This is a genomic window from Psychrobacter sp. PAMC 21119 (assembly GCF_000247495.1).
Classification (GTDB): Bacteria; Pseudomonadota; Gammaproteobacteria; order Pseudomonadales; family Moraxellaceae; genus Psychrobacter; species Psychrobacter glaciei.
This window is the reverse complement of record NZ_AHVZ01000020.1, coordinates 76,737-90,318: the sequence shown is the minus strand read 5'-3', so window position 1 is coordinate 90,318 and position 13,582 is coordinate 76,737. Positions and strand designations below refer to the sequence as shown.

At 43.9% G+C, this 13,582-nt stretch carries 9 protein-coding genes and 1 tRNA gene; 2 read left to right on the top strand and 8 right to left on the bottom strand.

Annotated features, from left to right (window positions below):
* Window positions 1-82 precede the first annotated feature (82 nt).
* The 4 genes from RH96_RS08270 to speB all read right to left on the bottom strand — a co-directional run bounded on the left by RH96_RS08270 (window position 83) and on the right by speB (window position 6,351).
* Window positions 83-1,489 carry a YjiH family protein gene (locus RH96_RS08270; RefSeq protein ID WP_010199713.1) on the bottom strand — a complete coding sequence of 469 codons (1,407 nt, stop codon included), beginning with the start codon at window positions 1,487-1,489 and terminating at the stop codon, window positions 83-85.
* Window positions 1,470-3,302 carry a D-lactate dehydrogenase gene (dld, locus tag RH96_RS08265; protein WP_010199712.1) on the bottom strand — a complete coding sequence of 611 codons (1,833 nt, stop codon included), beginning with the start codon at window positions 3,300-3,302 and terminating at the stop codon, window positions 1,470-1,472. The genes RH96_RS08270 and dld overlap by 20 nt, the downstream gene beginning before the upstream one ends.
* Window positions 3,303-3,366: 64 nt before the next feature.
* The gene (locus RH96_RS08260; RefSeq protein ID WP_010199710.1) at window positions 3,367-5,100 is read right to left on the bottom strand and encodes a 5-guanidino-2-oxopentanoate decarboxylase; all 1,734 of its coding nucleotides are present in this window, start codon (window positions 5,098-5,100) and stop codon (window positions 3,367-3,369) included.
* A 282-nt stretch (window positions 5,101-5,382) separates the two neighbouring features.
* Window positions 5,383-6,351, bottom strand: coding sequence for an agmatinase (gene speB / locus RH96_RS08255; protein ID WP_010199708.1), 969 nt, complete (start codon window positions 6,349-6,351; stop codon window positions 5,383-5,385).
* Between the two features lie 247 nt (window positions 6,352-6,598).
* Here speB and RH96_RS08250 point away from each other — a divergent pair, with 247 nt between their 5' ends.
* The gene (locus RH96_RS08250; protein WP_010199705.1) at window positions 6,599-7,519 is read left to right on the top strand and encodes a LysR family transcriptional regulator; all 921 of its coding nucleotides are present in this window, start codon (window positions 6,599-6,601) and stop codon (window positions 7,517-7,519) included.
* A gap of 186 nt (window positions 7,520-7,705) precedes the next feature.
* Here RH96_RS08250 and RH96_RS08245 read toward each other — a convergent pair whose 3' ends face one another.
* The 3 genes from RH96_RS08245 to RH96_RS08235 form a co-directional block, all read right to left on the bottom strand.
* Window positions 7,706-9,490: a potassium/proton antiporter gene (locus RH96_RS08245; RefSeq protein WP_010199704.1), complete on the bottom strand. Its 1,785-nt coding sequence runs from the start codon at window positions 9,488-9,490 to the stop codon at window positions 7,706-7,708.
* 264 nt (window positions 9,491-9,754) lie between these two features.
* On the bottom strand, window positions 9,755-10,090 hold the full coding sequence (locus RH96_RS08240; RefSeq protein ID WP_010199701.1) for a GlpM family protein: 336 nt from the start codon (window positions 10,088-10,090) through the stop codon (window positions 9,755-9,757).
* A 194-nt stretch (window positions 10,091-10,284) separates the two neighbouring features.
* Window positions 10,285-11,955 (bottom strand): alpha-keto acid decarboxylase family protein, encoded by a 1,671-nt coding sequence (locus tag RH96_RS08235; protein ID WP_010199698.1) that lies wholly within the window; start codon window positions 11,953-11,955, stop codon window positions 10,285-10,287.
* 252 nt (window positions 11,956-12,207) lie between these two features.
* Between RH96_RS08235 and RH96_RS08230 the strand changes: the two genes are divergently transcribed.
* Window positions 12,208-12,282: transfer RNA gene (locus RH96_RS08230), tRNA-Gly, on the top strand.
* Window positions 12,283-12,401: 119 nt separating this feature from the next.
* Here the strand turns inward: RH96_RS08230 and RH96_RS08225 are convergent.
* Window positions 12,402-13,454, bottom strand: coding sequence for a TRAP transporter substrate-binding protein (locus RH96_RS08225; protein ID WP_010199697.1), 1,053 nt, complete (start codon window positions 13,452-13,454; stop codon window positions 12,402-12,404).
* Window positions 13,455-13,582: the final 128 nt, after the last annotated feature.

Sequence of the window (13,582 nt, the reverse complement as noted above, 5' to 3'; positions counted from 1 at the left end):
ATCTGCGCAGTCACTGGCATCAATCACCCGCCAAAAATCACTGTCGCTTACCCTATCCTACCTTTGTCACGGGGTCTTCTGATTAATACAGGAGATGCGCGACTGAGGTAATAATCACTAGGCTAATCAAAGTACGAAGGATGAAAATCATGAATAGCTCTAGAACATTAAGCTTAATGTTTGATTTCAAAATCAGCGCACCCACTTCAGACATATAAATAATCTGCGTAATAGAGCATGCCCCAACGATGAATCGTGTCATTTCGCTCTCAATACTCTTACCGACCAACGCTGGTAAGTACATATCAGCAAAGCCCATAATCATGGCAGGCGCCGCTTCTGCCGCTTCTGGAATTTGTAGCAATTCAAGCAAAGGCACGAGGGGCGCAGATATCCAGTTAAATACTGGCGTGTACTCTGCCAGCCCTAGACCAATGGTGCCGATAGCAAAAATAACAGGAATCAGACCAAAGTAAATATCAAATAGATTCTTTAGGCTGTGTTTGAACACACTTGCCAGACTTGGCATAGAATACGCACGCGTCACAGCACGATTTAGCGCCCACTGCGGCATACTATACTGAGTAGGAATCTCTTCATCTAGCATACATTTACCAGAATGATAGGTGTCCGCCTTCAGTGATAATGGCGGGATGCGTGGCATGATAATGGCTGCTATAAAACCAGTCAACGCGATGGTCAGATAAAAGAAGACAAAGTTATTGTCTACGCCAATTGTTTTCGCTACGACATAAGTAAAAGCGATTGAAGTTACCGAAAAAGTTGTGGCAATAACCGCCGCTTCACGCTGGCTATAATAGCTTTTGTCATACTCTTGCATGGTCACTAGCAAGCCGATAGAGGCCGCTCCAAACCAAGAAGACATCGCATCTACCGCTGAGCGTCCGGGTAGTTTAAATAGTTTGATAAAGACTTTACTGGCTAACGTTCCCAAAAACTCCATCAAACCAAAATCTGTTAAGAACGGCAAGGATAAGATAGCGAAGAAAAACAAAGGAATCAAAATCGGAATCAAATCTTCAAAAATAACGCCGCCGGTATTACGGTTAATAATAAACTCGGGGCCTACTTGTAAAAATATCATCCAGATAAATACTGCGCCCAAAAAACGGGCACCAAACCACAGCCACTCAACATCGAAGAGCTTCTTTATCATAGAGTCTTCGTGCAAGGTAGGTCGTAACAGCTTGACTGCAAGTGCGCCAACAAAAGAGATGGTAACGATCGCCAGTGCCACGTAAGCCACATAACCGCCTATCCAGCCTTGTAGTGCATCGGTCAATACGCCCAATAAAATAGTAACCTTGCCATCCCATTGAAAGGGAATGATAAATAGCGCGATACCAAGGGCTGAAAATAAAAGAAATTTCCACAATGACGCTCGCCATTGCTCGCCCTGTGGTGTTTTTGGATCGACAGCATTATTACCTAAGACTGGCTGCTGTGACTTACTGATATGACTCGTCATTTAATTCCTCCATGATAGGCGACGACCGCCAATTTTTCCATTTTGCTGTCTGACCAATGCCTGGGTTTAGCGAATTGGTCGGATCTAGTTTTTTATAAAAATTATGTAGTGCAGGTTTTGCGGTATAGACATGTCCCACGTTGTGCTCAGCAGGGTACTCTATACGACGTCGATCATAAAACGCCAATAGGTCATCCTTGAATTTTTTTGCATCCACTTCAGGGTATAACAGATAGTCTTGATGCATGACATGACAGAAAAAATGCCCCAAATAAAAGGTTTTACTTACCTGCTTTTGCAAGTCAGTAGGTAGCACCTCATCCCAATCTACGGCATTTCTTGGTAAGGCAATATCAGTCGCTAATAGCTCGCCAAACTTTGTGTGGTTAAGATTATGATAACGAAACATAGCAGCGGTTGCCGCACTGCGAAACACCAATAATGCCTGGGATTCTTCGACTGTACAAAGATGTACGACGCCTTGATGCTGCTGCATATGGGACTGTAGAAATGCTTGAGCGGCGGCAATATGCTGATTACTAGCCTTAGCACTGTGATTATCATCGTCACTGTCATTATCATCGTCACTATCACTGTCACTGTCATTCGCGACTTTGATGATTAAATGATAACGATAGGAGCGTGCCTGCTCAGCCAAAGAGTCTGGCAATGATGGCGGCATAAAGGTCGATGCCATTTGTAGCACCCGATCTGGTAAAGTCTGAGGCAGTCGCCACTTATCCAAATAATAGCCAATCTTGGCTTGTAACCGATACAACGCGCCTATCTTACTGGCTGGCAGTTTGCCCATACTTAAACAAGTATCGCGGCCATAGCGCATGGTTATATCGTTATAATCTTGATGCATATATTCTGCCAAAATAGGCAGGTTCAGCTCGCTTTTTAACCACTGCTGCCTGAGTGTGGTCAAGGTATCAGCGTCATTGGTCGAGATATAGAACGTTTGCTCTTGCGCCGGTTTGGCAAATGTTGCGACTCGAACCGCAAAGACGATAACTTTGCCTGCTGAACCAGAGGCTTCATATAACCCGTTAGGGTCATTGTTAAATCTGGCAGGTGTGTCTGCCTCGCAATCACGCACTTTGTGTTGATAATGGTGGTTTGTACAGGACTTACTGTTGGCACTATCTGGATTTTTATTGAACGTGCCAGCTTGTAGGTTTCCAAGCATCTCTTCTGGATCGACACCTAAATCAATGCCTAAGTGATTGATTAATTCAAACTCACCCATAGCATTACGTTTGGCAAATAGTGACATCTCGGTATACGCCGGACCACGCTGCACCAACATACCGCCAGAGCTGTTGCAAATACCGCCAATCACCGAAGCACCAACACAACTAGAGCCCAGCACTGAATGCGGCTCACGCCCCAAAGGTGCAAGCTTGTATTCTAATTGCTGAAGGGTCGCCGCTGGCAAGGCAACAAGCTCTGCTGCGTCATTGAGCAGATGAACACCGCCCAGTAGTTGCGTAGAAATAACGATGACTGGTCGATCATACTTCCCATACGGCGTGGAGCCTCCGGTCAACCCTGTGTTAGCAGCCTGAGCGATAATGATCACATCAGATGCGGCACAGAGGTTAATGACGCGCCATAGTGCCACAAGAGAATGAGGGGTCACCACTGCCAAGATAGCATCTGTGATGGCAGCAATCGCCCCTTGTATATACGACTGCTGCTGACTCGGCTTGGTCAATACATTGGGCGCGCCAGCAACGGCTGCTAAGTCTGTTAACAAACTTGCCTGCGACGCATTCCAACTATTAGACGGGTGGTTAGAATTTAGCATTGCAGACATTTTTCCTTGAGTCACCAGCCTTTAGTACCGTTAAGTCACAGTTAAGTCATTATCATCAGCTAAAACAGATAAAGTCCTTGCCTATCTCAGTCAGAAAATCATCGGCTTCATCAACTTCATAAATGAAAGGCTGCTTGCCGTTGATATCCTTTTGCAAGGCGTCTAGCAGTTGCTGCTTTTCGGTAATTCGGCGATAACCTGCACCAAATCCTGCGGCTAAGGGCTCAAAATGTGGCGTCTTAATATTGACCCCAATAAGTGGCAAACCACCCTCTTCCATATAACGACGAATCTCACCATAGCCTTGGTTGTTCCAAAGCAGCACAATTAATGGTAGCTCAAGCTCGGCAGCGCAGATGAGTTCTGCAATCGTAAACTGAATACCACCATCGCCAATAAGACTAATAACTGGCGATTTTGAGCCAATCATGGCACCTATCGCGGCAGGCAAACCGTAACCTAGCGTGCCAAACCCAGTCGACGAGTTAAACCATTTTCGGGTTGCCAGTGCTTCAAAACCAAGATTGCCACTATAGACAGGCTGCGTTGAATCTCCAACAAATATGACGTCTTTTACTTCATCTCGAATCAGCTGAAGTAGCGCATTTTGACCAGCAAAGTCTGGGGTCATTTCTGCTAACAATGCCTGTTTTGCCTCGGCGACTCGTGACACCGCTTTATGATTTAACGCTTGGTTTTCTAAACGTGTGCAAAGGCCACTTATAGCCATTTGCGCATCGGATAATACGGCGATATCCGCTCTAAAAGGACGCTGCAATTGCTGAGCATCGCAGTCGATACGAATCAGCTTACCGTTGATTTTAAACTCGCCATTAAAAAACACATCATAATCAGTCTCACCTAGCTCAGTACCAATCGCCAATACCAAATCGGCTTCAGTAATAACGGCTCGACCTGCTGCTAATGATTGATTGCTGCCTAAGCTCAACGGATGAGCGGGTGGTAGCAGACCTTTGGCATTGATGGTCAAAAATGTCGGCGCATCGATCAGCTCTGCCAGTTTTTGTGCATCTTGATTGACATCGACGCAGCCACCACCATAGAGCAATACTGGGTTTTTTGCGGTTTTGAGAGACTCGATAATCAAATCAAGCTGTGCAGGATTGGGCAGCGGTCTCATTACTCGAGGCAGCGTTGAACTATTCGCATCAGTTTGGCTGGTTGCCGGACTATTCAAGTAAGGCGTTAAATCAGGCGGCTTGGCGACATGGCTGGCATCGGCGGTGATCACATCGATTGGCAGCTGGATATGCACTGGCCCCGGACGTGCACCATTGAATAAGGCAAAAGCTTCTGCGATGACTTTGGGTAACGACTCAGGCTTCCAGATGGTTTTGCTCGTAAGCGCAACCTTACTGACCATACCTTGCTGATCATGCAATTCATGCAAGTGCCCTTCACCGCTGCCCGTATCTGCCACTTTATTGACACTAGAGATCACCAGCATCGGTATAGAATCCGCCAATGCTTGTGCCATGGCAGTCATAATATTGGTCATGCCAGGGCCGGTGATGATAAAGCAAACGCCAATCTTGCCCGAAGCGCGGTAATAGCCGTCAGCCATAAACCCAGCGCCTTGTTCATGACGCGGCGTCACATGGCGGATATTGGTGTTTGGCAGACCACGATATAGCTCGACCGTGTGCACACCGGGTATGCCAAATACGGTCTCTACGCCATAGTATTCTAACCACTGTACCAACAGCTCACCGCATGTCAGAGATGGGGTTGCAGGTAATGAAGAAGACGCTTGCGTCAATTGGGTCATGAGTCAGTTATCCTAAAAAAGTTCAATCGCGTTTAAATAAGTTGTTTAGCAGTATACTCAAATCACCCTTTCCCTAAAGGGTAAATCACTATTCGTATCATGAGTGATTATTAGGGCGTGTCCTCAATTCAATCGATGAATATCTAAATGGGCTAAAAATGGCTAAATTTTGCCAAACTTCGTCAAACAGCTGGGTAATATCACGATATTAACTGCACTATTTTCCTTGTTTGACTGCAATTTATCTCATTTCTATCACCATTTTTAAAATGAGGACACGCCCTAGTAAACAGCCTTTACTTTATCGTCATAGCGCACACCCGGTAGGATACATAGCATCTCAAACAATAAGTTCGCTGCCAGTACAGATGTATTACCGAATGGGTCATACGGCGGTGACACTTCTACCAAATCGCCACCGACTACTTCCAGTCCGCGCATACCGCGAATGATTTCTATGGCTTGAGTTGAGGTCAGACCACCGATTTCAGCAGTACCCGTACCAGGCGCAAACGCTGGGTCAATACCATCGATATCGAAACTTAAATAGACAGGTCCATCGCCTAGCTTTTCGCGCACTTCTGCCATGAGCGGTGTTAGCGACTTGTACCAGCATTCCTCAGCAGGTACAACGCGAAAGCCTTGCTGGGTTGACCAATCAAACTCTTCGGCACTATAACCAGTACCACGCAGACCGATTTGTACTACACGGTTACCATCGATTAAATTTTCTTCGACAGCACGGCGAAATGGGGTGCCATGAGCGATTTTTTCACCAAACATATCATCGTTGATATCTGCATGCGCATCGATATGCACCATACCGACAGGGCCATGTTTTTTGGCAAGCGCACGCAAAATAGGCAAGGCAATGGTGTGATCGCCGCCTAGTGTTAGAGGAATAGCGCCATGTTTGACGACTTTTTCTGTATAGAATTTTTCGATGATATCAACGCTTTTTAGCAGGTTGAAAGTATTGATAGGTACGTCGCCAATATCAGCGACTTGTAAGGATTCAAAAGGCGCAGCACGAGTGGCGACATTATAAGGACGAATCATGCGTGATTCATCGCGTATCTGTCTTGGTCCCAATCTAGCACCACTACGGTTTGATGCACCGATGTCCAAAGGTACACCAACGAAAGCCACATCTAATCCTTCTGCATCAGCCTGAGTCGGCAGGCGCATCATAGAAGCAAAGCCGCCAAATCTTGGCATGTCGTTGCCGCTTAATGGTTGATTGAATTTCATAAATCACATCCTTGTTTTAGTGTGTCGGTATAGCCAATTTGTTATATGTCACTTTTTATATGACTCTGACAATACCTAAATAATTGAAGTCAGACCATGGTAAAATTTAGAAGTAAACTTCTGATTTTCCGTAGTAAGTTAGATTTAACCGTTATTATCAGAAGTTTGATATAGATTTTATGCTAAAAAATTGATGAATAGAAAATTCATGTTGATAAACATCACAAGTGCTGAGGGATAATTACTGATGCTAGATGAATTGATAAAAATAGACATCAAAACCTTGCGTAGTTTTATGGCGATTGTAGAGTGTCAGGGCGTGACAGCCGCCCAGTCGCGCTTGAATGTGACGACCTCTGTCATTAGTGGTCATTTGACCCATTTAGAAGACCGCTTGGGTATGACGCTTTGTCATCGTGGACGCGCGGGTTTTAAGCTCACAGAAGATGGCGCAGCAGTATATGAAGCTTGCTTGAGTTTTACCGAAGCGGTTGCCAGCTTTCAACATCAACTGCACTATATTCGTCAATTAGACTCCGTGCATGGTGGTCACATTCGATTGTGTCTCATTGATCAAATGCCGACATTTTTTTATGATGCCTTGCGCCAATGCTTGGCTGCTAGCTATCGTGACAATCCCCTTATCCACTTTTCTATCGATGTGCAAAGCCCTGAAAGCATGTTAGAGAAGCTGCTAAGCAACGAGAGTGATATTGGTGTGGGATATTTTGGCAGTTTTCCACCGCTACTAACGTTCCAGCCAGCATTTATTGAGAAGCAGGTAGTTTGCTGTGGACGCGAGCATCGATTATTTTATGAATCAGAAGGGTTAACTTTTGAGGATTTGGAACAAAACTATCCATGGATAAAACGAGGCTATATTACTGATTTGAGTATCAATCATGTGCGCCCAAAAACTTTGAGTGCCACCACTTATCATATGGAGGCGACCGCGCAGCTGATTTTGGCAGGTCATCATGTTGGTTATCTGCCCAATGACTTAGCCAAGCGTTATGAAGAGATGGGACTGATGAAAATACTACTGCCCACCGAGGCCAGTTATGAAGTCAAGCATCATTGGGCTTACCGAGAAAACTTGCACAAACAGGTCGCTGATTTTTTAAGTCAAATGATGCGTCTATTATCAAAAAGCTCGCCAAAGCTATAAATGACTAGGGCGTTTCCTAGTATGAGCCAGCTAATATAAGCCAGCTTAAATCATGGCTCATCACAACGATAAATGGCTATATCGCTATAGTCGGTTCAATTTAAAAGTGGTACAAGGCACCAAGTGTAGATGTATATTGAATACCTCAAGCGAGGTTAACGCTGTAACGCTTTTATAGTGGATTGACTAGATTGGTTGCTCCTGACGCTTTAAACCAATGGTTCTTAGCTTGCCTTTACCATCCATTTCTTTGATGACCAATGACCACTCATCATTAATGGCGACGGTATCTCCTGAGACCAGTGCTGTACCTAGATTTCCTGTCACATATTCAGCGACCGTTTGTTCCCACATGCTTTTTGGGCTGTCCTTAGGATCAGACTGTAGGCTGTCTACCAGTGATTCAGATTGCATCATAGCCGTAAAGAAGGGTAAATCTCCAAGCTTGACGCTAGGTGATAGTAGCCAGTCGCCATAAAAATCATCGATGGCTTTACGATCCAATGTCGTATCATTAAAAATTTTAGCGATTTTTCTGGCATGATCGCCGCGCATAGCGTACCAGACACTGTCACCAAATTTCAGCTTCGTGTCTTCGTCAACGACCACGATTCTCTGCCTACGTACCAGCGCAAACACACTAATCTCATCAGAGCTAATGCGTTTAGAGATATCCATCGGATGACGACCAATCGCAAATGCCCCTGATTGAACTTCGAATTCATACAAAGTAATACTTGCCTTATCCGACACCCAAACCTCATGTTCCTCTTTTGGATCATCATTGGTCGGAATCCGCACCTTAAACAAATTGGCCATGATAGGAATGGTTGTACCTTGCAAGATCAAGGACAAAACCACGACCCCAAAGGCAATATCAAACAGCATAAAGGCGTTATCTATCCCTGCCATAACAGGCAATATCGCAAGGGTAATAGGTACTGCCCCGCGCAAGCCAACCCAAGAGATAAAGCCTATCTCTCTGTCTTTGAATTTAAAAGGCTTAACACTGGTATAGACGGCGATAGGACGGGCAACGAAGATCATAAAGGCGGCAATCGCGACTGAATAATGCCAGACATTGATGACGTTTGATGGGGTGACCAATAGTCCTAACACTACGAAAAGCACCGCTTGTGATAACCAAGCAAAGCTGTCCATTACTCGCATCACATGCTCGGTGGAGCGTACCTTGTAATTGCCAATCATCACACCCGTGAGATAAACCGCTAAAAATCCACTACCGCCAATTAGATTGGTCGCGGCAAAGACGGACAAGCCAGCAGATAGTATCAAAATAGCATACATGCCTTCTGCTAAATGTATCTTGGGCAATAATCGGGATAGCAAATAACCGAATAGCAAGCCCATCCCTAGCCCAAAGCTCAACTGCTGGAACAGTAATATCAAAAAGCCAAATACTGTCTGTCCTGCTGGGTCAACATTTAGAGCGATAAGACCCGTAACCAATAAAATAGCCAAGGGATCGTTGGCACCAGACTCTAATTCGAGCGTGGCTTGGACGCGATCATTGAGCTTGACACCGCCATTACGCAATAGTGAAAATACCGCTGCCGCATCGGTTGAGCCAACGATAGCTGCCATCAATAGCCCAAAGCGCCAATCGACATCGAGTAGCCAAGTCACGAATACGCCCAGTATCATGACAGTAGCGAGGACACCCCAAGTAGCGAGTGTAACGGCAGGCTTAAGACCAACCCGAAACGATTTAAAAGAGGTGCGCAAACCACCATCTAACAAGATACAAGCCAAAGCTGCCTGCCCAACGAAATTGGCAATACCATATTGAGAAAACTCAATACCTAAAATACCCTGCTCACCTGCCAACATCCCTACCATCAAAAACAACAGCAATAATGGAACGCCCAAACGCGCGGATAACGTACTGGCCATGATACTGGCAAAAATCAACAATGCCCCTACGAGGTATAGGATATTTAAGGTATCCATCTTTTTTTAAGCCCTATTTTTATGAATGACGACAAATACAATTATCGTAATAATGTTGCTCTGATTTCGTTACGGTAAAAGTCGCTCCTAAGCATAACATCCACATCCGAATTCATAGAAAATATTTATAAGAACATGCATCCAATTCCAGTTACTCAGTTACTCAGTTACTCAGTTACTCAGTTACTCAGTTACTCAGTTACTCAGTTACTCAGTTACTATCGTGTATTTTTGCATGATTTAAGTGGTCTTGCTTAGTAACACCTAAGCCTGAATGTATTGCCAAGTAAGTACTAAAATTGCCGCCGCTATTGTCCAAGCGACAACGCCCAGCAGCAGTGCCTTATATAAGCTGACATAGCTGATGCTAAAAAACACTACAAAGGTATAAATAAGATGCGGGATGACGCCGAGCATACTAAATATTAGTGCAACCTTTAAATCAGCAGGGCTACGCTCTGTCCCTACAATAAAGTGACTAATCAACGTAAAAGTGGGGAAAAGTGGGGCAAGTGCAGCCAAATAGAAAAATCTGGTTTGCGCGAATAATTGAATCGCCAGTACCATTAGAGCGCCAATAAGCATTTTTAACCAAATCACGACGGGATCATCTCCTGTTGAATGCTAAGGGCTGAACATAGCCCAATCCACCATGATACTAAAGTCTGCAAAGCGATATAAGAGGAACAACAGCTTAATTGACTTACATCATAAAAAGGCTCAAAAAAACCCCATCTAGCAATGCTGCTAAATGGGGCTATGACTGATAATTGTTGATGCTATTTGCGAACTAATTAATCATTTTTTGGCTTAAGCGCGGCACTGATATCGGCTAATAATGGCGGGATATCATGCTTGCCAGCGATAACCTCCAACATAACCAGCTTGTCTTTTGCAGCCGCCGCTTGCTTGAGAGCATCTTTTAACTCGCCTGCTGTCTCTGCTTTTAGTAGCAGACTATTATCATCATTGGCACCAAACGCTCTTGGCATCAACTGCCAGTCACATTTAGGAATGTCATTATAGTATTGGTTTTCACCATGAATCGCGCGCTCAACGGTATAGCCATCATTGTTAATCAGTACAATCACCGGGTTGATACGTTCTTGAATCATTACCGCAATTTCTTGAATGGTTAATAAAGCAGAACCATCACCAATGAGTAAAATACTACGCTTATGTGGTGAAGCAATGGCACCACCTAAACTCGCAGGCAAAGTATAACCAATAGAACCCCACATCGGCTGACCATAAGACGTCACGCCTTCTGGCAGACGCACATCACTGATACCAAAATAGGCAGTACCTTGTTCTGAAAACACCAAGTTTTTATCATCGAGCGCATCGGCAATGATATGCCATAAATCATCTTGACGGATAGCCTCATCATCCTTGCCATGTTGCTCATGCGGCTTTACCTCTTCACAGAACTGCTTCGGTACAATATTAATATCTGAAGTCATTACCTCATGCAGTGTTTTTAGAGCATCTTTTAGGGCAATGGGCGCAAAGTTTTTGCCTGCGATACTCGCACGCTCATAATGCAGGTCAACCACCACGTTTTCATCAATATCTTGGCTAAAACCTGCAGTAGTAGTATCAGTATATTGCACACCAATTTTTATCAAACACTCACAGTTTTCGACCATATCCTTAACCACAGGACGCGATGCCACGCCTGCATAGGTGCCTGCCCAACGCTCACTATTTTCATCAAGCAAAGTTTTGCCCCACGATAACGTTGTATAAGGAATGTCAGTATCGGCAATCAAAGCCTTAAGCTGATTTTGCAGACCCAAACGATGCACCATCAAATCTGCCATGAGCGTCGTGGTTTTATTGGGTAAAAATTCTATCAGCGCTTGTTTAAAGTCTGCTAACGCCGCTTGGCTAGTAATATCTTCCTCACTATCGATAAGTTTAGTCGTCGGTGGATAAATTGGCGTTTTTGCCACATCTGGTGATAGCAATAAATAGCCTGGGCGATGCTTTTTGAGAATCAAGCGAATCACGCGGTCAATCTCTGAGGCAGCATTTTCAGGCGTAATTTGCGCCCGTGCTACCGTAACCGGCTCTACCATTTTAATAAAATGATTGAACACGCCATCACCAAGTGAGTGATGGATGCGACGCTTTGAATCTTGTAATGCTGTACTTGGCGCGCCTACGATATGAAGCACTGGCGCATACTCAGCAAACGAGCCTGCGGTGGCATTGATAGCGGACAGCTCACCCACTCCAAAGGTCGTCACCATCGCCGCAAACCCACGCTCACGTGCATAGCCATCTGCTGCGTAACCAGCATTTAACTCATTGGTATTACCTACCCAGCGTAATTTATCTGAGGCAAGTACATTATCTAAAAACGTGAGATTAAAATCACCAGGTACGCCAAATACCTCTGACGCACCTGCTTCTGCGACACGATCAAACAAATAATCAGCGATGGTATATTGTTGACTCATACTACTTATCCTTAAGTGTTATGTTTATTAATCATAAATATGATAAAAGTAATTATAAAACTGCATTCCAGCCTATTTATAGAAAGCAAAGCTTTTGGAATATAGATTATAACAATCTGTTATAACATAGATAGACGATGCGATAATATGCCAATCTACTATCTTTTGCTTTTTTTCATACTAGCTGTTGACACACCAAAAAAACTGCGTATAATACGCCATCATCAACTGACGATAGTTAATTGATAATTAGCGGGAATAGCTCAGTGGTAGAGCATAACCTTGCCAAGGTTGGGGTCGAGAGTTCGAATCTCTTTTCCCGCTCCAAATATGGCTTGAAAAAGCACTAAAAGCCTCACTCCTTAATATAGGTAGTGAGGCTTTTTTTTGTCTAATTTTTGGGCTTTATAGGAGATTTGATGACACGCCCTAATATTAAAAAATAATTAGACCTTACAGGCCACACTAGCAGCTTTTGCTTTTTCATAGACACTTTCAGCATCGAGTCCTAATGCGCTTACATCGTCTAAGTATTTTTGTGTTCCTTTTAGCAGAGGTCCTTTCCAATCTGGATCATTAAGTGGATCTGGAATATCAATGATCTCATCACCTCTATCTTTAGCAGCTTGCAAACCTAATAAATCAGTTCTATCCCACATCTCACCAACTTTCTTAGTAAGAGCCATGCCTGAGTTATCATCAATGACCTTTTTTAAATCATCAGGCAAACTTTCATATTTATCTTTATTCATAGTCATCATCAGAGCAGAACTATAAAATGGGATATTGGTATGATATTTGGTTAACTCATCAAGCTTGAAAGTTGTGATCGCCTCCCATGGAAAGCTCAATCCATCAACCACACCGCGCTGTAGAGACGTATATATATCATTGGCAGGTAAACCCACAGGAGAGGCACCCATACTTTCGATAATATCACCTGCTACAGCAGATGGCCTGCGGATACGCATCCCTTTCATATCTTCTGGAGTTCGAATAAGCTTATCAGCACTATGTAATGTACCAGGGCCGGTAGCGAACATAAAAAGGAGATGTGAATCTTCATATTCGCTAGATATAGTGCCATTTTCATAAAGGGTTTGCAGCATACAACCTGTCTGTGTTGATGAATTAGACAAACCGGGAAGCTCTGCAATCTGGGTCAGTGGAAAGCGGCCACTAGTATAACCCTGTACTTGAGAACCGATGTCAATCGTTCCCTTTACTGTGGATTCATAAGCGGTATCTGCTTTACTGAGTGTTGCCGATGGATATACCTCAACCTTAAGACGACCATTAGAATCTTCTCCAATTTTTTTGGCCCATGGCTCAAAGATTTCTTTATTAACATCAGCAGTGGCGGGATAAAAATGGGAGAAACGTAGAACGGTAACTTCTTGATTTGAGGCAACTTCGCTACTGTTATCAGATTGGCCAAAACAACCAAAAAGGCTAATAGCTGCTAGTGCACCTATCGAAAAAAAAGGTGCTAATTTCATTATCAATTCCTTTTGATAGCGATTATTTTTTTGACATTTGATTGATATTAAGACTTAATTAATCTGCCTTAAAAGACATAAGCACTTTAAATTAAAACTGCTTAACATTCAAAACGCTACTTAAAATT